Genomic DNA, 20,653 nt, shown 5'->3' with positions numbered 1-20,653 from the left:
ATGAATAACTATGGCTAGCACTGCAGTTTTACTGCTCGATTTCGGTAAGCAACTCAGTATCACCCTGCACGACAGTCATATTTGGGAAGTATCAGGGGACCCGAAGGGGGTGCTGGCGGTTGAAGGAGGAGATTGGAGTTTTGCTCCCACGGTTGGTACGCAACTGATCGCAGAGGGGCAAGTGGAGATCGTGTTTGTCGGCTGGAAGTTGGCGGATGTTACACCCGGAGCCAACAATGGGGGCACTGCCTATCTATTCCCGGAAACAGCGAATACGCTTGGTAATTTCAAAGTAACCTTGGCCGTGTGAGAGCTTCGGCGTAGTAGAGGGTACTTCGGGGATTCAGATAATAAGTGCGACATTAATGATTGAATGGCGAGAGGTGATTCTCTTCTCCTCGCACAGAGGATGTCGGTCTGTGCCACCGCACACGCCATTGACATTCTGGCAGCAACTTCATGGCGCCTTGCTGACCCAGCTACACCAAGCGGGTCACATCGACTGGAGCAGAACAAGTATCGATGGGGCCAGCAAACAGGGCGTAACCTGACCGACAGAGGCAAATTAGGCAGCAAACGACACATTGTGGTCTAGCGCCAAGGTATCCCCCTCGCGGTGCTAGTAACAGGAGCCAATCGTCATGATGCCATCGTGTTTGAGGCCTTGTTTGATGCACGCTCCCAGGTCTCTCGGGTAAGAAAGGGCGGTCACGATGTCGACCAGATAAGCTGCTGCCGACAAGGGGTATGACTATCCCCGTTGTCGCGCGTACCTGTGTTATCTGTTTACGCTTTGTGAAACGGTTTTGTTAGCGATGCACGCAATCTGCAACCTCTATCGCCGAGCGAAATTATCGCTAGGCCACTCCTACTCGCCCCCACCGTTCTACTGTGGACACCGGTGCTGTTGGCCTTCGCTTCCAGTCAGTACGAACTAATGAGTAACAGGGGGTAGTTTGGCGACGATGTGCCACATGGCTATGAACATGCTGTAGTTAGAGAACAGCAGAAAGGCCTACCTGGTCTTTGATATTGAAATGCTGGAAACTGATTGTAGAGAAATCATACGAGTCCTTTTTTTGCCTCCCATTTTCGTGCCATTTCGTGTAATTCAGTGCAAACCACCAGAAACTGTACGCAACCAAAAATAACCAAACAGCCTTGAATCAATGGTTTATAACTACCATAATTTACTCTCAACCGTTGTTTAGGGATTCAAAATCCGCCGATGAATAATCGTGTCGGTTCGAGTCCGACCCCGGGCACCATCAAATTCCAAAACAAAAGGCCATCAGCAATGATGGCCTTTTGTTTTTCCGCTTTTCCCCTTTCTCATCGCTCTTCCGTTTTCTGGCTGATATCGGCAGGCCGGCTACTCGCCTATGTCCCGCATGGCGTCCCTCTGCGCTATTTCGGTGCGGCAGTATGTGTGTGCACAGCGGAAGTGCGCACTTGCTCAAGTTAGCGCGTCCCGTGCGCCAATCTGGTGCATTACTTCGCTGTGGTAAGCATAACTTAATGATTTAAAACTATTTATTAAGTTGGCCTGCTTTGTGCTTTGAAGCATTTATGTCGCCATGATGCCGCTCATCCGAGGAATGATGGGCGGGGCGGTCACCAGTGTGTAGCGAATGTGGATGTACGTGAATCGTCGGTTTCGATGTTCATATCAGGAAATGGACCCGGCCGGGAGCCGGGACGACAGGGAAGGAGATGGCTGTATGCTCAAGAGACTCGTGATGACTGGCCTGTTGGCGCTTGCCGCCTTGCTGGCCGCCCCCAGTTGGGCTGAAGAGGTGGTGGCCGCCTCGGCCGAGGTCGTGCAGGCTGCGGCCCCGGCAGTCGTAACCATCAACAAGGGGGACAATACCTGGATGCTGCTGTCGGCAGCCCTGGTGATCCTGATGTCCATTCCGGGCCTGGCCCTGTTTTATGGCGGGCTGGTGCGCAGCAAGAACATGCTGAGCGTGCTGATGCAGGTGTTCACCCTGTTCTCGCTCATCTGCGTGTTGTGGATTCTCTACGGCTATTCGCTGGCCTTTACCGAGGGCAACAGCGTTTATGGCTCTTTCAGCAAGGCGCTGCTCAAGGGCGTGACCCCTGATTCCATCGCCGCCACCTTCAGCAAGGGGGTCGGCATCAGCGAGTTCATCTATGTGGTGTTCCAGGGCGCCTTTGCCGCCATCACCTGCGGTCTGATCGTGGGGGCCTTCGCCGAGCGCATCAAGTTTGCCGCCGTGCTGCTGTTCTCGGTGATCTGGTTCACCTTCGCCTATATCCCGCTGGCCCACATGGTGTGGTACTGGGCGGGTCCGGATGCCTATACCACGGCCGATGCCGCGGCAGCGGCCACCGCGACCGCCGGTTATCTGTTCCAGCACGGTGCGCTGGACTTTGCGGGCGGCACAGTGGTGCACATCAACGCGGCGGTGGCCGGTCTGGTGGGTGCCTACTTGGTGGGCAAACGCCTGGGCTATGGCCGTGACCCCATGACTCCGCACAGCCTCACCATGACCATGATCGGGGCCTCCCTGCTCTGGTTCGGCTGGTTCGGTTTCAACGCCGGCTCCGCGCTGGAAGCCAACGGCACGGCGGCGCTGGCCTTCATCAATACCTGGGTGGCTCCGGCGGCGGCGGCCCTCTCCTGGACCCTGGCCGAGTGGGTGATGAAGGGTCGTCCCTCCCTGCTGGGCGCGGCTTCCGGCGCCGTCTCCGGGCTGGTGGTGATCACTCCGGCGGCCGGCTTCGTCGGAGTGGGTGGTGGCCTGGTAATGGGCCTCATCAGCGGTGTTGCCGGGCTGTGGGGAGTTCACGGCCTCAAGCGGCTGCTGGGCGCCGATGACAGCCTGGACGTGTTCGGCGTGCACGGGGTGTGCGGCATCCTGGGGGCGCTGCTGACCGGCGTCTTCGCCAGCCCGGATCTGGGCGGTACCGGGGTGTGGGACTATGTCACCAACCAGGTGGCTGAGGGCTACTCCATCCTGGCGCAGGTCAAAATTCAGGCCATCGGGGTCGGTGTGACCATCCTCTGGTCCGGCATCATCTCGGTGGTGGCCTACAAGCTGGTGGATCTGCTGATCGGCCTGCGAGTGAAAGAAGACGCGGAGCGGGAGGGGCTGGATGTCACCACCCACGGCGAAAAGGCCTACAGCCTGTAATCCGCCATCTGTTAGTCAGCTATATTGCCGCCGGCCATGCCGGCGGCTTTTTTATGTCCGCCCACCAGGCCAAGCATCCTGTTTGATGTCTGGCCGGCGGGGATGATGGCCCGTCCGTGGTCACCATGCCCTCTTATAAGGACAACCCTAAAATTGCGCCGGGGGATTCCGGCTTTTTCGACAGATAACGCCAGGCGGGGCAATGTCCTCGGTCTTGTTGCTGTTTTATGCCTGCAATTTGGCCGGATCTCCGCTAAACTCTGCCACCTTTTCTTGATGGGGCTGGCCGGGCCAGCTCCATCACCCCTCTTTATATGTACTTTTGGAGCCGCTCATGCCGTTAGTGGGACATCAACACCAGATCGAGATCCTGGAACTGACCGACAAAGGAGATGGCAAAGGACGCCTGTTCGACCGCCCCCTGTTTGTCGAAGGTTTGCTGCCCGGTGAGCAGGCGCTGGTGGAGCTGACCGAGGTCAAGCCCAACTATCTGCACGGCAAGGTAGCCGAGCTGCTCCAGCCCTCCGCCGATCGGGTCGCCGACTTCTGCCCCAACACCGAATGCGGTGGCTGCCAGGTGCGCCCGCTGGCCTATCTGGCCCAGCTCAAGCTCAAACAGGCGCTGGTGGAGAGTGCGCTGGAACAGGCCGGGCTGGGTGATACCACCGTCAGGACCATCCTCGGCATGGACAGCCCGTTTGCCTATCGCAACAAGGCGCAATATGCGGTGCGCGGTTGCGACGCCGGCGCCGAGATCGGCTTTTATCGCAAACACTCCCATGACCTGATCACCGCCGATGACTGCGCGGTGCAGGACTCCCTGCACGTGGAGCTGAACGCCCGGGTACGCAGCTGGATGCGCGAGCACGACATCGCCGCCTATGACGAAGTGAACCACTCCGGCTGTGTGCGCAACCTGATGACCCGCAAGGGCTTCAAGAGCGGCGAGCTGATGGTGGTGCTGGTGACCCTGGGCGAGGAGCTGCCGTTTGAAGCCGAGCTGCTGACCGCCCTGAGCGATCTGCCGGTTACCACCCTGGTGCAGAACATCAACGAGGAACGCACCAACCGCATCCTGGGGGCCACCAACCGGGTGCTGCTGGGCGAAGGGGTGATCCGCGACAAGATCCACGAGCTCGAGTTCGAGATCTCGCCGCTCTCCTTCTTCCAGAACAACCCGAGCCAGACCGATGTGCTCTACTCCAGCGCCCTCGAGTATGCCGAACTGACCGGCAACGAGACGGTGTTCGACATCTATTGCGGTATTGGCACCATCTCCCTGTTCCTGGCCGGCAAGGCTGCCAAGGTGGTGGGGATCGAGTCGGTGGAGAGCGCCATCAGCGATGCCCGTCGCAACGCCGCCCTCAACGGCATCGAGCACACCGAATTCCACGTCGGCAAGGCCGAGCAGCTGATGCCCGAGCTGCACGCTCAGGGGGTGACCGCTGACGTGGTGGTGATGGATCCGCCGCGCAAGGGTTGTGACAAGGCCGTGTTGCAGACTCTGGTGGCCATGGCGCCGCGCCGGCTGGTCTATGTCTCCTGCAACCCGCAGACCCTGGCTCGCGATCTCGCCTGGCTGGTCAAGCAGGGCTTCGTGCTGGACGAGGTGCAGCCGGTCGACATGTTCCCGCACTCCATGCACGTGGAAGCGGTTGCCCGCCTGAGTTTGCCGGCCAAGGCCTGATCGCCGGTGGACATGTTCCCCTTGCGGTATGCACGTAGAGGCCGTTGCTCGACTGAGCCTGCCCACCCAGGCGTGAATTGAATTAGCCAGATGGCTCTGATAAAAACGACTCCAAATGGAGTCGTTTTTTTATACCTGTCATTCCGGTATCGAGTCGTGACATTAGCGGATTCGGAGCAGATAGATAGAAACGGCAAGGGTGTGACAGAGACGAGGAACAGACCATGAAAGGCATCTTGTTACGCTGGCTGGCTCGCTACGATGGCTGGTGCGAGGAGTGGGGATTCACGCCGGAGAACCGGCGCTGCTGCGTGCCGGTGCGCAGCGAGCAGGATGACGCGCCGCAGACGGAGCAGCAGGGCGAGTCGCAATCGCTCACTCGAAATTGCGGGTCACGGCACCAGTGATGCTGTTGTAGTCAAAGGAGAGGCCAGCCGGATAGGCCGGGAAGCGGCCGATGGAGTCGCGCAGGGTATAGCGGCAGTTGCTGTGCGGCTCCCCATCCGCATCTACCTGGTTGGCAGGCAGTTCGCTGGACAGGTAGTCGGCGTTGAGCTGGATCTCGGGATCCTGATCGACCGAGGCGACGGTATAGCTGCTGTCCAGCAGCCCCTGAAACAGCAGGCGGCAGTCTGACTGGTTGCTCACCGAGATGTAGTCTCCCTGACCTGCGACATAGGGCTCATCTATCCCCTTGCGGCCCTGATCTTCGTCGGTGCCGGCGGGCCAGCCATAGCGGTTGATGTCGAGATTGCGCTGCCCCATGCTGCCGAGATTGTAGAGCGCCTGATCCTGCGCTTTGACCGCCCAGCCGGCATGGGCCAGCTGCACCGCGCTGGCGAAGCTGGTGGCGATGGTGGCGACCGTACTCTTGAGCGCATCATCCTTGAGATTGATGAAACGGGGCAGGGCGGTGACGGCCAGGATCCCCAGCACTATGATGACCAGCACCAGTTCTATCAGGGTAAAGCCATGGCTTGTGCGTTTCATCATGATATGGACCCATTAATTACGACAAACAGGTGAGAGCGACATGCAACTGATCGACACCCATTGCCATCTCGATTTTCCGGTCTTCGATCCCGATCGGGCGGCGCTGCTGGCCGAGTGCCGCCAGCTGGGGGTGAGCGAGTATATCATCCCCGCCGTGGGAGAGGAAAACTGGGGCCGGGTGATGGCGCTGGCAGCAGAGCATGACGGTATTTCCTATGCCTTGGGTGTGCATCCCTGGTATGTGGGGGGGCAGACTCCGGCGGTCTTGACCCGGCTGCGGCGACTGCTGGCCGAGCGTCCAGGCGGGCTGGTGGCGGTGGGCGAGTGCGGGCTGGATCTGCGCTCCCATGTGCCGCAGGAGGGGCAACTCGAGATGTTCGAGGCTCAAATCAAGCTGGCCATGGAGCATGAGCTGCCCTTGATCGTCCATTCGGTGCGCGCCAACGACACGGTGGCCAAGATCCTCAGGCGCCAGCGTCCGGCCAGAGGGGGCGTCATCCACGCCTTCAGCGGTTCTCTGCAGCAGGCAGAGGCGTTCTGGCAATTGGGATTTCGGCTCGGTATCGGCGGGGTCATCAGCTTCGAGCGGGCCAACAAGACCCGGGAGGCGGTGCGCGACATGCCGCTGGAATCCTTGCTGCTGGAAACCGACGCCCCCGACATGCCGCTGCAGGGTCAGCAGGGGGCGCCCAACACCCCCGCCAACCTGCCAAAAATTGCGCAACTGCTGGCCGATTTGCGGCAACAACCGCTGGCCCATGTTGCCTCGGTGTTACGTGAATCCACTTTGCAGGCTTTCCAACTGGGCAAGTCACAAATTAACAGCTGATTAACTATTGATAGCGGCATGATAAAAAACGGGGTAAGTAAAAATCGTTTGCGGTCTAATTTGACGACCCCTAGCGCATTTCATGCTTATAAAATGTGACCAGCATTCTACTTTGTCGCACCGTAATTAGTATAATGCGCACCCTTGATTGATGGCTTTGAGATACAAGTTGTTAACAAGCTGGAAGGTGCTACTAAAGAGGAAGTGTTAATAATGAATTTGATAATGGGTCTGGTAGGGATGGCAACGCTCGTCCTTATCGCGGTGCTGTTCTCCAGTAATCGCAAAGCAATAAAAATTCGCACCGTTGTCGGTGCCTTTGCAATTCAAGCTGGACTGGGTGCATTCGTGCTGTACGTCCCGGTTGGCCGAGATATTCTGGTGGGTGTATCCGATGCCGTTTCCAGCGTCATCGGTTATGGCCAAAACGGTATCGAATTCCTGTTCGGTGGTCTGGTCAGCAACAAGATGTTCGAAGTATTCGGTGGCGGCGGCTTTATCTTCGCCTTCCGCGTACTGCCGGTCATCATCTTCTTCTCCTCGCTGATCGCCGTTCTTTATTACCTGGGCATCATGCAGTGGGTCATCAAACTGCTGGGTGGTGGTCTGCAAAAAGTACTGGGCACTTCCCGTACCGAATCCCTCTCTGCCACTGCCAACATCTTCGTGGGTCAGACTGAAGCCCCGCTGGTGGTGCGTCCCTTCATCTCCAAGATGACTGACTCCGAGCTGTTTGCCGTCATGTGTGGTGGTCTGGCCTCCGTTGCCGGTTCCGTACTGGCTGGCTACGCCTCCATGGGCGTCAAGATGGAATACCTGATCGCCGCCTCCTTCATGGCCGCTCCGGGTGGTCTGCTGTTCGCCAAGCTGCTGGTGCCGGAAACCGAGACCCCGAGCTACGACGAGAACAATGCCGATGGCGAGCTGGAAGACAAGCCTGCCAACGTGATCGATGCCGCTGCCGCCGGTGCTTCCGCCGGTCTGCAACTGGCCCTGAACGTCGGTGCCATGCTGCTGGCCTTCATCGGCCTGATCGCCATGATCAACGGCATCTTCTCCGGTGTGGGTGGCTGGTTCGGTTATCCGCAGCTCTCCCTGGAACTGCTGCTGGGCTGGATCTTCTCCCCGCTGGCCTTCCTGATCGGGGTGCCCTGGAGCGAAGCTATCGTGGCTGGTTCTTTCATCGGTCAGAAACTGGTGGTCAACGAGTTCGTGGCTTACCTGAACTTTGCCCCGTATCTGAAAGATGAAGTGCTGATCAATGGCGTGGCCATGTCCGACCACACCAAGGCCATCATCTCCTTTGCCCTGTGCGGTTTTGCCAACCTGTCGTCCGTTGCCATCCTGCTGGGTGGTCTGGGCTCCATGGCACCGAACCGTCGCGGCACCATTGCCAAATTTGGTCTGAAAGCCGTACTGGCTGGCTCTCTGTCCAACCTGATGTCTGCGACCATCGCAGGCTTCTTCCTGGCGCTGTCCGGCATGTAATATCGCCTGACTGTCAGGGTAAAGACGAACGCCACAGCGAGAAGCTGTGGCGTTCGCGTTTGGGGCGGTGACAACCGTTTTCCTTTCTAAACTAATAATAAAATGAGTCAAATCGGAGGTTATATGAATGAAGTGCTACTGGCGATGGCGGCCGGCTTTATCGTTGGCTTGTTGTTTTCTTTCCTCAAATTGCCGATCCCGGCCCCGCCCGTATTGTCCGGGGTAATGGGGATCGTCGGAGTCTATCTGGGGGGGCTGGCATACTCCTGGATACTCACTCGCTTCTTCTCTTAACGCACTTTTCAGTACCGGATTTGCCAGATGTGAGGTACCTCTGAAAATGGCAAATCCGGCTTGCAAACAAGGGGTATCTCGGCTGAAATAGGCATTGCCAGCAGGGTGCTGGCATTGACTAATGCCCGATGAAATCGGGTGTTGGCGGTCAAATGGAATTGATTGGGAAGTCGGGTCAGACCTTGTCTGCCTTTCTCAAGTCTTCATGGAACCAAGTCCGCACTTTTGTAAGAAAGTGACAGGGCTCTTGCCTTATTTGCAGCCTCATTGCCCGTGCAATTGCGCTGCAATTCCATTCCCGTTTCTTTGGGAGTCGTGTCTTGCCGGTTGCGTTGCGACAGGCGGACCCATGCCCTGGAATCCGGACTAAATCGAGACTTTGGAGAACAGAATGACTGATCTGAAACTGGCCGCCCAGCGCGCCCTGAACCTGATGGACCTGACCACTCTGAACGATGACGACACCGATCAGAAGGTGATCGACCTGTGCCGCAAGGCCAAGTCACCGGCCGGCCTGACCGCCGCCGTCTGCATCTATCCCCGCTTCATCCCCATCGCTCGCAAGACCCTGCGTGAAATCGGCGCTGCCGACGTGCGCATTGCGACCGTGACCAACTTCCCGCACGGCAACGACGACATCGAGATCGCCGTGGCCGAAACCCGCGCCGCCGTGGCCTACGGTGCCGATGAAGTGGACGTGGTGTTCCCATACCGCGCCTTCATGGCCGGCAATGAACAGGTCGGCTTCGATCTGGTCAAAGCTTGTAAGGAAGCCTGTGGTAGCCAAGCCCTGCTGAAAGTGATCATCGAAACCGGTGAACTGAAAGAAGAGGCGCTGATCCGCCGCGCGTCTGAAATCTCCATCGACGCCGGTGCCGACTTCATCAAGACCTCCACCGGCAAGGTGCCGGTCAATGCGACCCCGGAAGCGGCGCGCATCATGATGGAAGTGATCAAGGCCAAGAACCCGAAAGTCGGCTTCAAGCCGGCCGGTGGCGTGAAAGATGCCGCCGTGGCGGGTCAGTACCTGGCCATGGCCGAAGAGATCCTGGGCAAGGACTGGGTATCTGCCCGCACCTTCCGCTTTGGTGCATCCAGCCTGCTGGCCAGCCTGCTGGCCACACTGGGGCATGGCGACAAGCCGGCCAACACCAGCGGTTACTAATAGGTTGATGAGAGGGCGGACCTGGTCCGCCCTGTTTCGCCCCCACCATGCGGTGTGTGGGCAAGGATTCAGGCTTGTGTAACGCCAGCAATGGCGGAGGGAATGAAAGATGTTTTTGCCTCAAGAAATTATTCGCAAGAAGCGCAACGGTGAAGCGCTCAGTACCCAAGAGATTCAATTCTTCGTTCAGGGCATTACCAACAACACCATCGGCGAGGGCCAGATTGCGGCGCTGGCGATGGCGGTCTACTTCAAAGACATGACCATGGATGAGCGGGTTGCCCTGACCTGCGCCATGCGCGATTCCGGTATGGTGCTGACCTGGGACCACCTCAATCTGGGTGGCCCGATCGTCGACAAGCACTCCACCGGCGGTGTGGGTGACGTCGTCTCCCTGATGCTCGGCCCGATGGTTGCCGCCTGCGGCGGTTTCGTGCCGATGATCTCCGGCCGTGGCCTGGGCCACACCGGCGGTACCCTCGACAAGCTGGATGCCATTCCCGGCTACCAGACCTCGGTCGACAACGATCGTTTCCTGAAAGTGGTGAAAGAGGCGGGTGTCGCCATCATCGGCCAGACCGGCGATCTTGCCCCGGCCGACAAGCGTATCTATGCGGTACGGGACATCACTGCCACCGTCGAATCCATCGCCATGATCACCGGCTCCATCCTCTCCAAGAAGCTCGCCTCCGGGCTGGAAGCGCTGGTGATGGACGTCAAGGTGGGCTCCGGTGCCTTCATGCCGACCTTCGAAGCTTCCGAAGAGCTGGCCAAGAGCATTGTTGCCGTGGCCAACGGTGCTGGCTGCCGCACTTCTGCACTCTTGACCGACATGAACCAGGTGCTGGCCTCCAGCGCCGGCAACGCGGTGGAAGTGCGCGAAGCGGTGCGCTACCTGACCGGTGAATACCGCAACCCGCGCATCCACGCCGTGACCATGGCGCTGTGTGCCGAGATGCTGATCTCCGCCGGCCTGGCCAGCGATGACGGCGAGGCCCGCCGCAAGCTGCAGGCGGTGCTGGACAACGGCAAGGCGGCCGAGATCTTCGGTCGCATGGTGACCGGTCTCGGTGGCCCGAGCGACTTCATGGAGCGCTACGATTACCACCTGCCGAAGGCCGCCATCGTGCGCCCTGTCTATGCTGCCAACAGCGGTTTCGTGACTGCCATGGACACCCGTGAACTGGGCCTGGCCGTGGTCGCCATGGGCGGTGGCCGTCGCGCTGCCGGTGACAAGCTTGATTATGCGGTCGGTCTGACCGACTTTATCCGCCTGGGTCAAAGCGTCGAGGCAGACAAGCCGCTCGCCCTGATCCACGCTCAAACTGAAGAGCAATTCGCTCAGGCTGCCAGCATGGTGCAGGCCGCCGTCAAGATCGGTGACACCCGACCAGAGGCGCTGCCCGAGGTCTACCGTCGCATCGGTCTGGCTGATTTGTAACAAGGGGAAGTCCCATGAAACGTACCTTTATTCTGATGATGGACTCTTTCGGTATTGGCGCTGCCGCCGACGCCGACAAGTTCGGAGATGTGGGCGCCAATACCCTTGGCCATATCGCCAAGGCCTGCGCCGCCGGTGAGATCGAAGGCCGTGGCGCCCTCAATCTGCCGAACCTCAGCAAGCTGGGTCTGGGTCACGCAGGCGAACTCGCCAGCGGCACCTTCCCGGCCGGCCTGAACAAAGACATCGAGGTGGTCGGGGCCTACGGCTTTGCCCAGGAGCTCTCCTCCGGCAAGGACACCCCGTCCGGCCACTGGGAGATCGCCGGCGTGCCCGTGCTGTTCGAGTGGGGTTACTTCCATGACCACCACAACAGCTTCCCGCAGGAGCTGCTGGACGCCATCGTCGAGAAGGCTGGTCTGCCGGGCTACCTCGGCAACTGCCACGCCTCCGGCACCCAGGTGCTGGATGATCTGGGCGAAGAGCACATGCGTACCGGCAAGCCGATCCTCTACACCTCTGCCGACTCCGTGTTCCAAATCGCCTGCCATGAAGAGACCTACGGCCTCGAGAAGCTCTATGAGCTGTGCCACATCGTGCGCGAGCTGCTGGAGCCCTACAACATCGGCCGCGTCATCGCGCGTCCGTTCGTGGGCAGCGGCAAGGGCAACTTCAAGCGCACCGGCAACCGCCACGACTACTCCGTGCTGCCGCCGGCACCGACCGTGCTGGACTACATGAAGGAAGCGGGCGGCCAGGTGGTCTCCATCGGCAAGATCGCCGACATCTATGCCCAGCAGGGCATCACCAAGCAGGTGAAGGGGACCGGTCTGACCGAGCTGTGGGATCGTACTCTGGAAGAGGTCAAAGCGGCCGGTGACCAGACCATCGTCTTCACCAACTTCGTCGACTTCGACTCCTCTTACGGTCACCGTCGCGACGTGAAGGGCTATGCCGATGCGCTGGAGTATTTCGACTCCCGCCTGCCGGAGCTGTTCGAGTTGCTGGAAGATGGCGACGTGGTGGTGCTGACCGCCGACCACGGCTGCGATCCGACCTGGGGTGGTACCGATCACACCCGCGAGTACATCCCGGTGTTGTTCTACGGCAAGCCGGTCAAGGCCGGCTCCGTCGGTCGTCGCGAGACGTTCGCCGACATCGGCCAGAGCATTGCGGCGTACCACGGCCTGCCCAAACTGGCATACGGTACCAGCTTCCTGTAATTTACCCGCCCGCCGCCTCGGCGGCGGGCAACCAATAAAGACAATAAAACTCAACCTAGTGTGAAGGAATCAAGAGAATGGCAACTCCTCATATCAATGCGAAAGATGGCGCCTTTGCTGATACCGTGCTGATGCCGGGCGACCCCCTGCGCGCCAAGTACATCGCCGAGACTTTCCTGGAGAACGTCGAGCAGGTGTGCGACGTGCGCAACATGTTCGGTTTCACCGGCACCTACAAGGGTCGTCGCATCTCCATCATGGGTCACGGCATGGGCATCCCGTCCTGCTCCATCTATGCAAAAGAGCTGATCACCGATTACGGCGTGAAAACCCTGATCCGCGTCGGCTCCTGCGGTGCCGTGCGTGAAGACGTGAAACTGCGTGACGTGGTGATCGGCATGGGTGCCTGCACCGACTCCAAAGTGAACCGTCTGCGCTTCAAGGATCACGACTTCGCCGCCATCGCCGACTTCGATCTGGTTGCCAATGCCGTACAGGCCGCCAAGAACAAAGGCGTCGCCGTGCGCGTGGGCAACATCTTCTCCGCCGACCTGTTCTACACCCCGGACCCCTCCATGTTCGACGTCATGGAAAAGTACGGCATCCTGGGTGTCGAGATGGAAGCCGCCGGCATCTACGGCGTGGCTGCAGAGTACGGTGCCAAGGCACTGACCATCTGCACCGTCTCCGACCATATCCGTACCGGTGAGCAGACCACCTCCGAAGAGCGTCAGCTGACCTTCAACGACATGATCGAAATCGCGCTGGATTCCGTCCTGCTGGGCGACAACTAATCCCCCTCGCGCATGAATAAAATAATGACAACGGCGGCCCTCGGGCCGCCGTTTTGCATTGCAAGGATGGCAGATCAGAGGTCGAGGGCGAAGCGCCCCTTGCCGGCCTGCTTGGCTTGGTACATGGCACTGTCGGCCCGATGCAGCAGATCGTCGATGTGGCAATACTGGCCCGAGTGACAGAGCGCACCGCCAATGCTGCCGGCGAGGGGCAACAGGTGGCCGGCCACGTCGGCTGGCACTGCCATGGCCGCCAGCAGCCGCTCGCACAGGGCGGGCAGCTCCAGCTCCGGCTGGCGCAGGGCCGGCAGTATGATGGTGAACTCGTCGCCAGCCAGGCGCGCCACCATGTCGCCGGGACGCACCTCGGCACTCAGCACGCTGGCGAAGCGTTGCAACAGGGCGTCGCCGACGTGATGGCCGAGCTGATCGTTGATGCGCTTGAAGCCGTCGAGATCGAGAAACAGCAGGCCCAGAGTCTCGGCATTCTGGCGCACCCGCTCCAGCTCCCGGGAGAGGCGCAGGGTAAAGGCGCGCCGATTGGGCAGGCCGGTGAGGGGGTCGTGGGCCGCCTCGTGCTCAAGCTGGTTTTGCAGCGCCTTGAACTCGGTGATGTCGCTGCCGAGGATGTAGACTCCCGGCTCATCGCCCCGGCTCGGGATCATGGTGATCCTGAGGTCGCGCGGGCCGATGGGCAGCTCGAAACGGTTCTCGAAGCTCACCTGCTCGCCGGCGAGGGCCCGCTCCAGATGGGCGATGGCCCGGCCGTAGGCCGCGTCGCCGATCACCTCCCGCACGCTCATTTCCCGCATCAGCTCGGCATCGAGCCCGAAGTAGCGGCAGTAGGCCTGGTTGGCGAACAAATAGCGCCCCTCGGGCGAGACCATGCTGATGGTGACCGGCAGGCCGTCGGTGATGGCCCGCAGCCTGGCCCGCCCGCGCTCAATCTCGGCCAGCACCTGGCGGCGGGCCGTGATGTCGTGCAAAAACAGGGCGATGCGCACCTTGCCGTCGAACTGGTAGCGCTCGGCAATCACCTCCACCGGGATGCGCCGGCCATCGTGGGTGCCGATCTCGCACTCCAGCCGGCGCGCAGCACTCTGGGGATGGGTCAGCTGGGCCAGCAGGGGGTGAGCGCTGCCGAGCAGGGCGGGCAGGGTACGCCCCAGCATCTCCTCGGGATGCCAGCCCAGCAGGGTGGTGGAGGCCGGATTCCAGCCGGTGATGACCAGCGCCTCGTCGAGTTCGAGGAAGGCGTTGCTGGTGTGTTCCAGCATGTGCTGCAGGCGGCGCTGCTCCTGCCACAGGCGCTGCTGCATGGCGCCGCGCTCCTGCATCTCGCGATGCAGCTGCTCCACCGTGCTCGACAGCTCGCGGGTGCGTTCACGGACCTGCCGCTCAAGCCCCTGCTGCAATTGCAGCAGCTCGGCTTCGGCCTGCTTGCGCTCTGTGAGATCGGCGAACACGGCGATCAGATGCGGCGCCATGGTGCGGCTATGGCACAGGGTCACGCTGAGCTGGACCCAGCACTGGCTGCCGTCGGCCCGGATCATCCGCTTCTCCAGCCGGTAGTCCTGCCGTTGCCCTGCGAGCAGGGCGTTGAACAGGGGCAGCTCGCGCGGCAGATCCTCGGGATGGGTCATGGCATGCCAGGTGCGGCTCAGCATCGCCTGTTCGCTGTAGCCCAGCAGCCGCTCCAGCCCCGGGTTGGCCCGCAGCCACTTGCCTTCGAGGGAGGAGAGGGCCATGCCCACCGACGACTGGTTGAAGGTGAGGGTGAACAGGTGATCCTTGTCCTCCAACACCTGATTGAGGCTGCGCACCTGATGGCGCCGCTCCAGATCGTGCAGGGTGTTCTCCACCAGGCGGCCGAAGTCATCGAGATCGCGGCAGGCCTCCTGGTCGAGGTGGCGCGGTGCATGATCCACCAGACAGAGGGTGCCGAGCACCACGCCATCCAGTGCCCGCAGTGGCCGGCCGGCATAGAAGACCACGTGCGGCTCTTCGGTCACCAGCGGGTTGTCGGCAAACCGCGGGTCGAGCCGGGCATCCGGCACCTGCATGATGTCGGGACGCAGGATGGCGTGGCCGCAAAAGGAGTGCTCCCGGCTGATCTCGCACAGGGCGACGCCGGTGCGGGCAAGAAACCACTGCCGGTTCACGTCGGTCAGCGAGACCATGGCGATGGGCAGCGAGAAATGGCGGGTAATGAGCCGGGTCAGGCGATCCAGCTGATCGATGGGCTCGCGGTCAAGCAGGCCGAGGATGCGGAGTCGTTCCAGTCGACTCTCTTCATCCAGCGGCAGTGAGGGGGCAATCATACAGCGCTCCTGCTGGTGGCATTGCCAGTTTCGGGTCGGGGGATCGCGCCGCCTTATTGCGGCTCGACCGGTTTGCTTTTCTTCTTGTGCTTGCGCACCCGCATGTAGTTGCGACGGATCCCGTAGGAGATCAGCAACCCGGCCAGCAGGGCGACCAGCAGCATCAGCCTCTGCTTCTCCTGTACCACCTTGAGCCGGGTATCCTTGTCCGCCAGCATCTGCTGCTCTTCCAGCGTAATGCGCAGATACCCCAGGGTCTGCTCCCCATCCAGGATCTCCTGCACGAACTGGATGCGCCCCTTGCCCTGTTCCGGTATCGACTTGTTGCTGTCGCCGATGGGCAGCAGGCTGTCCAGCGGCACCGCGTTGTCCGACTGGGCGAGGGGGATGCCGCGGGCATCGTAGAGGGTGACGTCGAGGATCTCGGGCTCGGCAGCCAGATCCTGGGCCAGTCGCTCCAGCTCGCTGTTCTTGTCCTCCTTGAGCCAGCGCTTCATGTCGCGGGCGGCGTAGGCCACCAGCGCCTGGGCCCGGTTGCGTGCCTCGCTGTGCAGCGAAGCCTGGCTCTCACCCTGCATGTGGATGAGTACCGCGAGTACCCAGAGCCCGAGCAGGACGCCGGCACCGAGACTGAGCACACGTTTGATGGGGAGATGACGCAAGCGTTGAGCCTTTTGCTGACAAGGGGTGGCGGGATCTTGGCGCTTGCCTGTACAAAAAGCAATACGCTACTCTGGACCAGCATTGTTAACCCCATGATCACCAAGGAAGGCGTTATCCCTATGTTGTTGTCCCAATTGCCCGCAGAGATTTCAGAGTGGCCCGAGTGCCTGTCCGGCGCCCCCTGGTGGGAGGCGACGCCGCAGGCGCTGCTGCCTGCCGCCAGTGCACTGGATGGCGCCTGGCTGGTGCTGTTCGGGCGCGCGCTGGCCGGTCATCATCTCGGGCGGCTGGCCTCGCTGCTGGCGCAGCACGCGTTGCAGGCCAGGCTCTATCCGCCCGCCATGCCGGCCGGGGTGCCTCTGCTGCTGCTGGGCACGGATCGCTTCTCACCCGCTCTGGTACAGGCGCTCAAGGGGGAGGAGTGGGACATCGATCTGTGTCATCTGTCGGCCCTGCCCAGCCTGGCGGAGCCCGGTTTGCTGGTGATGGACATGGACTCCACCGCCATCCGCATCGAGTGTATCGACGAGATTGCCCGGTTGGCCGGGGTCGGCGAGCAGGTGGCGGCGGTCACGGCGGCTGCCATGCAGGGCAAGCTGGAGTTTGCCGACAGCCTGCGGGCCAGGGTCGCCCTGCTGGAGGGGGCGCCGGTCAGCCTTCTCGACCAGGTGGCGGCCGACATGCCCTGGATGCCGGGCCTGCAGTTGATGGTCGATACCCTCAAGCAGGCTGGCTGGAAGGTGGCGATCGCCTCCGGTGGCTTCACCCGTTTTGCCGGCCAGTTGCAGCGGGAGCTGGGGCTGGACGCCATCTTCGCCAACGAGCTGGCGGTGGAAGGGCAGCAGCTGACCGGCAAGGTGAGCGGGCGCATCGTCGATGCCGCCGTCAAGGCCGAGGTGCTGCAGCAGCTGGCGCAGGAGTACGGCATCGCCGCTGGCCAGACCGTGGCCGTCGGCGATGGCGCCAACGATCTCAAGATGATGGGGGTGGCCGGGCTCGGCATCGCCATCCACGCCAAGCCGCTGGTGCGGGCGCAGGCGGCGGCCACCCTCAATCACCACGATCTGGAAGGGGTGATCTGCCTGCTCGGCGCGCTGGCCTGCCGCCAGCAGCGCTGGGATCGCCGCTAGTCCCGGCGCCTCGGCAAGACCCCCACGTCACGGAGGACGTAGTCTCAAAATGGAACTGTTACAGCAATCCCTGTTTATTCCCTGCGGCGCACATCGGCTGCACGTGCGCCACATTCAGCCGCGGGTCGCGGTACATGGCGAGCCGATCCTGATGGTGCACGGCGCCATCGAGAACGGCCGCATCTTCTACACCGAATCGGGCAAGGGGCTGGCCTGCTTTCTGGCCCGCCACGGCTATCAGGTCTATGTGGCCGACCTGCGGGGACGGGGGCTGAGCACGCCGGCCATCGCCGAGCAGGCCGAACATGGCCAGCATGAGCTCATCACCGAGGATCTGCCGGCCCTGCACCGCTGGATTGCCGCCCGCCATGCCGGCTTCAAGCTGCACTGGATGGCTCACTCCTGGGGTGGGGTCATCATGGCGTCGACCCTGGTGCGCTTCCCCGAGTTGGCGGAGCAGGTGGCCAGCCTGGTGTTCTTTGGCACCAAGCGCGGCGTGTCGGTACAAAATCCGGAGCGCTGGCTGAAGGTGGATCTGATCTGGAACCGGCTGGCCCCCTGGCTGGCCAGACGCAACGGCTTTCTGGCCGCGCGCAGCCTGAAGATCGGGGCGGATGACGAGCCGCTGCGTTACCTGCAGGAGACCATCCCCTGGGTCAAATGCGGCCCCTGGCAGGATCCCAGCGACGGGTTTGCCTATGACGAGGCGGCCGCCAGGGTCAACTGGCCACCGCTGTGGATGATCTCGGCCAAGGCGGACAAGGTGCTGGGTCACCCGACCGACGTGCGCCGCTTCAGCGCCGAGATGGGGTCGGCCGCGCGCCATACCCGCCTCGGCCGGGACAACGGCAACCGGCTCGATTACGACCACATCAACATGTTGACCGCCCCGCAGGCGCAGGAAGATCACTTCCCGCAGATCCTGGAATGGCTGCTCAATCCGCAGGCTGCCTGACAAAGACCGGTTGGCGGAGCGGGTTGCTATCCGGTGTACTGATGAATGAACCATGGCGGGCCAGAGGCCCGCCATGGTTTTATTGCCTGCCCGCCGGGTTGAGAGCCGTGGTTTGCAGGGGCCTGCTCAATTGACGGGCGCCGTGATGCCAAGCCGGAACAGGGTCGCCTGGCTGGTATCGGTCAGCTCACCCACCCCCACCACGCTCCACAGCTCCTCTTCCAGCTTTTTGGCCTTGTGAATGGCGAACTTGGCGATGTAGTCCAGCTCGTTGGCGATGAAGTTGGTGTCGGGGCGGCCGGTGCGGGAGATGCCCACCAGCACCGAGTAGAACTCCCCCTGGCGCAGCGCCTGTTCAATGAAGCTGCGCTTCTCCGCCACATTCTTGAAGCTGCTGGCGAGCCGGCTGGTGAAGATGGGCAGACCGGCCGCCGTCTGCAGGCTGGCGATGTAGACCTCCTCCTCCTGGGGCTGATCCTCCCGCTCGATGGCTCGCAGCGGGTTCATGATGAGCTGTTTGAGCAATTCGCCCTGGAACAGGGGATAGAGGTTGTCCTGGTCGCCCTGCTCGGCACAGGCCTTCAGCAGCCGCGACAGGCTGCGCGGCTGCGGGGCATGACCGATGGAGGCTGGCCTCGGGGCGCCCTTGAGCTTGTTGATGTAGACCGGGGTGCTGAAGACGTGGTGGGTGTAGATGTTGCGCAGCGCCCGCGCCATGCCGCGATAACGGCGCTGCTCCTGGGCTGCTTTGAGCTTGTTCTGATTGCTCTCGATCAGCAGCTTGAAGAACTGGCGGCCGGTGTGGCGCTCCGGATTGCCCTCGATGCACAGGTGCAGCACGGTGCGGGTCAGGTTGATGCTGACCAGCCGGTAGGGCAGGCGCTGCAGATCCATGCTCTTGGAGAGCTCCTGCAGGCGCGGCAGGGCGATGGTGACGATGTCGTCCTTCACCCCCTCGAACGGCTCTTCCAGCTCGATCTGCATGCCGTGAGCCGAGATGTCGCGGGTCCAGCCGAGCCAGGCGCGACCATTGTGCTTGATGGCCACGGCCGTCTTGTGGATGTAGCGGGCCTCCTTGCGCAGCTGGACATAGTGCAGCGTCTCGATCTCGAAGGGGGCGGCACTGCTGTCGTGGCCGAAGCGCTGCAGTTCGTTGGCATTGTGCTGGGCGCTGGCATCGTACTGGAACTCCTCCCGCTGGCTGTCGAGGCCGACATCCTGCAGCAGGCCGACATAGCTTATCTGCTTGAGCCGCTCCTGCAGCAGCATGTCTTGCAGCTGGGGGCTCTCCTTGCTCTGCTGGCTGGCCAGATCGGCCTCGTGCAGGTCACAGCGCTCCAGACTGAATTTGTAGACCCGCCAGCTGGGGCGCCGGGCGCCGACCTGGAAGAAGAGCGACATCAGCCCGCTCTGCAACAGCTCTTCCCGGGTGGCGGAGAAGAAATAGAGGTGGCTGCGTACCGAGTGGGTGAAGCAGTAGATCAGGGTCTCTTTCAATTCACCCGCCGCCGGCAGCAGGGCCTGCATGCGGGTGGCGGAGAACAGGCTGGCGAGCATGTCGCGGTTCTTGGCATCGCGCCAGTATTCGAGGATATGCTGGTTGTTCTCGGTGCGCAGGGCGATCTCGAGGCTGGGGCTGTCGCCCGAACCGAAAAATAGCGGCATGCCGGTCATGCGCGGCAGATAGAACTGCTCATACCCCTTGATGATGGCGGCGGAAAGCAGATAGTCGACGCTGACCCGATAGCGGCTCTTGTTGCTCTCGATGAACTCGCTCAGGAACTGGTCGAAGCCGGGGTGTTCGCCGGTTTTGACCAGCCTGAGCCAGAACTTGCCCTCCTTGCTCTCTTCCCCGAGGATCTGGTAGCTGACCGAATGGTGCAGGACCGGGTTGGCATGATCCCGCTCCAGCCCGGTGAAGAACACCTCGACCTGGGCGCCGGTCTGGTAGTTGGGCAGATAGGGCACCGAGACCCGGATCCCGCCGAGGGAGAGGTCGGAGCTTTTGGCAAACAGCTTGTCGCCATCGGCGAACTTGATGAGCACGGGGGAGCTGAAGTGCATCCGCTCCTGGCGTCGGCCATAGTAGCTGGCAAAGGCGATGGGGTTGACGTCGTACTGGCGAAACGGGCTGGCAGGAGGCTGCAGCGGGCCATCGCTCTTGCCATGGTGGTGTTTCTGCCAGTATTGCAGTGCCTCGTAGACTCCCAGGGTGTAATCGTCTTTGTAGAGATAGCACTGGGACTGGAACAGACCGATGGCTTCGGCTGGCATGAAGTGGGTGATCCCGTCGGATTCATGGACCAGACACTCGTCACCCAGTTCGTCCCGCATGTCGATCACGCGACGGCAGGGGGTGCATCTGCGCTTGATCTCCATCTTGATCAGAAAACGGCTGTTGCTGTTTTCGTCCTGGGTCAGGCGATTGAAGATGTCATCGAAATCCTTTTCTCTGAGCAGGGGGATGAGCTGTTCAATAAGGTGCTGTTGTTGTTCTGAATCCATGTGTTCC

At 61.4% G+C, this 20,653-nt stretch carries 17 protein-coding genes and 1 pseudogene; 14 read left to right on the top strand and 4 right to left on the bottom strand.

Features of this window, described 5'->3' with window-relative positions; translation table 11 throughout:
- Positions 1-10: 10 nt before the first annotated feature.
- The 5 genes and pseudogenes from E5E97_RS00915 (at position 11) to E5E97_RS00900 (ending at position 5,252) form a co-directional block, all read left to right on the top strand.
- Entirely contained in the window at positions 11-310 is a 300-nt protein-coding gene (locus E5E97_RS00915; protein WP_171279722.1) for a hypothetical protein, read from the top strand.
- 136 nt (positions 311-446) lie between these two features.
- Positions 447-767 (top strand): annotated as a pseudogene (locus tag E5E97_RS23445) (transposase); the annotation flags it as partial.
- A gap of 954 nt (positions 768-1,721) precedes the next feature.
- A complete protein-coding gene (gene amt, locus E5E97_RS00910; protein ID WP_016351995.1) occupies positions 1,722-3,158 on the top strand; it encodes an ammonium transporter in 1,437 nt (478 codons plus the stop codon).
- 334 nt (positions 3,159-3,492) lie between these two features.
- Positions 3,493-4,845: a 23S rRNA (uracil(1939)-C(5))-methyltransferase RlmD gene (gene rlmD, locus E5E97_RS00905; protein ID WP_171279721.1), complete on the top strand. Its 1,353-nt coding sequence runs from the start codon at positions 3,493-3,495 to the stop codon at positions 4,843-4,845.
- Positions 4,846-5,069: 224 nt separating this feature from the next.
- On the top strand, positions 5,070-5,252 hold the full coding sequence (locus tag E5E97_RS00900) for a DUF5363 family protein (RefSeq protein ID WP_171279720.1): 183 nt from the start codon (positions 5,070-5,072) through the stop codon (positions 5,250-5,252).
- On the opposite strand, the gene tppF is transcribed toward E5E97_RS00900, so the two are convergent.
- Positions 5,221-5,838 (bottom strand): type IVa pilus pseudopilin TppF, encoded by a 618-nt coding sequence (tppF, locus tag E5E97_RS00895; protein WP_171279719.1) that lies wholly within the window; start codon positions 5,836-5,838, stop codon positions 5,221-5,223. The genes E5E97_RS00900 and tppF overlap by 32 nt on opposite strands.
- A gap of 40 nt (positions 5,839-5,878) precedes the next feature.
- Between tppF and E5E97_RS00890 the strand changes: the two genes are divergently transcribed.
- The 7 genes from E5E97_RS00890 to deoD all read left to right on the top strand — a co-directional run bounded on the left by E5E97_RS00890 (position 5,879) and on the right by deoD (position 13,072).
- Entirely contained in the window at positions 5,879-6,667 is a 789-nt protein-coding gene (locus tag E5E97_RS00890; protein ID WP_171279718.1) for a TatD family hydrolase, read from the top strand.
- Positions 6,668-6,880: 213 nt separating this feature from the next.
- Complete coding sequence (locus E5E97_RS00885) at positions 6,881-8,155, top strand: NupC/NupG family nucleoside CNT transporter (protein ID WP_011707414.1); 1,275 nt, start codon at positions 6,881-6,883, stop codon at positions 8,153-8,155.
- A gap of 123 nt (positions 8,156-8,278) precedes the next feature.
- Entirely contained in the window at positions 8,279-8,449 is a 171-nt protein-coding gene (locus tag E5E97_RS00880; RefSeq protein WP_005305103.1) for a XapX domain-containing protein, read from the top strand.
- 391 nt (positions 8,450-8,840) lie between these two features.
- On the top strand, positions 8,841-9,614 hold the full coding sequence (deoC, locus tag E5E97_RS00875) for a deoxyribose-phosphate aldolase (RefSeq protein ID WP_011707413.1): 774 nt from the start codon (positions 8,841-8,843) through the stop codon (positions 9,612-9,614).
- Between the two features lie 109 nt (positions 9,615-9,723).
- The gene (gene deoA, locus E5E97_RS00870; RefSeq protein WP_171279717.1) at positions 9,724-11,055 is read left to right on the top strand and encodes a thymidine phosphorylase; all 1,332 of its coding nucleotides are present in this window, start codon (positions 9,724-9,726) and stop codon (positions 11,053-11,055) included.
- 14 nt (positions 11,056-11,069) lie between these two features.
- Positions 11,070-12,278, top strand: a complete 1,209-nt coding sequence (locus E5E97_RS00865) for a phosphopentomutase (RefSeq protein WP_024945853.1) — start codon at positions 11,070-11,072, stop codon at positions 12,276-12,278.
- A 77-nt stretch (positions 12,279-12,355) separates the two neighbouring features.
- Entirely contained in the window at positions 12,356-13,072 is a 717-nt protein-coding gene (gene deoD / locus E5E97_RS00860) for a purine-nucleoside phosphorylase (protein ID WP_011707410.1), read from the top strand.
- A gap of 74 nt (positions 13,073-13,146) precedes the next feature.
- On the opposite strand, the gene E5E97_RS00855 is transcribed toward deoD, so the two are convergent.
- Entirely contained in the window at positions 13,147-15,393 is a 2,247-nt protein-coding gene (locus tag E5E97_RS00855; RefSeq protein ID WP_171279716.1) for a PAS domain S-box protein, read from the bottom strand.
- Positions 15,394-15,446: 53 nt separating this feature from the next.
- Positions 15,447-16,055, bottom strand: a complete 609-nt coding sequence (locus E5E97_RS00850) for an AhpA/YtjB family protein (protein WP_017411238.1) — start codon at positions 16,053-16,055, stop codon at positions 15,447-15,449.
- 120 nt (positions 16,056-16,175) lie between these two features.
- Between E5E97_RS00850 and serB the strand changes: the two genes are divergently transcribed.
- Positions 16,176-17,186, top strand: coding sequence for a phosphoserine phosphatase SerB (serB, locus tag E5E97_RS00845; RefSeq protein ID WP_171279715.1), 1,011 nt, complete (start codon positions 16,176-16,178; stop codon positions 17,184-17,186).
- 49 nt (positions 17,187-17,235) lie between these two features.
- Complete coding sequence (locus E5E97_RS00840; RefSeq protein ID WP_011707407.1) at positions 17,236-18,141, top strand: alpha/beta fold hydrolase; 906 nt, start codon at positions 17,236-17,238, stop codon at positions 18,139-18,141.
- Between the two features lie 126 nt (positions 18,142-18,267).
- Here the strand turns inward: E5E97_RS00840 and E5E97_RS00835 are convergent, their stop codons facing one another.
- Positions 18,268-20,646: a PilZ domain-containing protein gene (locus tag E5E97_RS00835; protein WP_171279714.1), complete on the bottom strand. Its 2,379-nt coding sequence runs from the start codon at positions 20,644-20,646 to the stop codon at positions 18,268-18,270.
- Positions 20,647-20,653: the final 7 nt, after the last annotated feature.

It is taken from the genome of Aeromonas sp. 2692-1, from assembly GCF_013085505.1.
Taxonomy (GTDB): Bacteria; Pseudomonadota; Gammaproteobacteria; order Enterobacterales; family Aeromonadaceae; genus Aeromonas; species Aeromonas hydrophila.
The sequence above is the reverse complement of the archived record's forward strand: the minus strand, read 5'-3'. Positions and strand labels throughout refer to the sequence as shown.

Coding starts and splice junctions, on each gene's coding strand:
- E5E97_RS00915 (WP_171279722.1), top strand. CDS start 11: ATGGCTAGCACTGCAGTTTTACTGCTCGATTTCGGTAAGCAACTCAGT.
- amt (WP_016351995.1), top strand. CDS start 1,722: ATGCTCAAGAGACTCGTGATGACTGGCCTGTTGGCGCTTGCCGCCTTG.
- rlmD (WP_171279721.1), top strand. CDS start 3,493: ATGCCGTTAGTGGGACATCAACACCAGATCGAGATCCTGGAACTGACC.
- E5E97_RS00900 (WP_171279720.1), top strand. CDS start 5,070: ATGAAAGGCATCTTGTTACGCTGGCTGGCTCGCTACGATGGCTGGTGC.
- tppF (WP_171279719.1), bottom strand. CDS start 5,838: ATGATGAAACGCACAAGCCATGGCTTTACCCTGATAGAACTGGTGCTG.
- E5E97_RS00890 (WP_171279718.1), top strand. CDS start 5,879: ATGCAACTGATCGACACCCATTGCCATCTCGATTTTCCGGTCTTCGAT.
- E5E97_RS00885 (WP_011707414.1), top strand. CDS start 6,881: ATGAATTTGATAATGGGTCTGGTAGGGATGGCAACGCTCGTCCTTATC.
- E5E97_RS00880 (WP_005305103.1), top strand. CDS start 8,279: ATGAATGAAGTGCTACTGGCGATGGCGGCCGGCTTTATCGTTGGCTTG.
- deoC (WP_011707413.1), top strand. CDS start 8,841: ATGACTGATCTGAAACTGGCCGCCCAGCGCGCCCTGAACCTGATGGAC.
- deoA (WP_171279717.1), top strand. CDS start 9,724: ATGTTTTTGCCTCAAGAAATTATTCGCAAGAAGCGCAACGGTGAAGCG.
- E5E97_RS00865 (WP_024945853.1), top strand. CDS start 11,070: ATGAAACGTACCTTTATTCTGATGATGGACTCTTTCGGTATTGGCGCT.
- deoD (WP_011707410.1), top strand. CDS start 12,356: ATGGCAACTCCTCATATCAATGCGAAAGATGGCGCCTTTGCTGATACC.
- E5E97_RS00855 (WP_171279716.1), bottom strand. CDS start 15,393: ATGATTGCCCCCTCACTGCCGCTGGATGAAGAGAGTCGACTGGAACGA.
- serB (WP_171279715.1), top strand. CDS start 16,176: ATGTTGTTGTCCCAATTGCCCGCAGAGATTTCAGAGTGGCCCGAGTGC.
- E5E97_RS00840 (WP_011707407.1), top strand. CDS start 17,236: ATGGAACTGTTACAGCAATCCCTGTTTATTCCCTGCGGCGCACATCGG.
- E5E97_RS00835 (WP_171279714.1), bottom strand. CDS start 20,646: ATGGATTCAGAACAACAACAGCACCTTATTGAACAGCTCATCCCCCTG.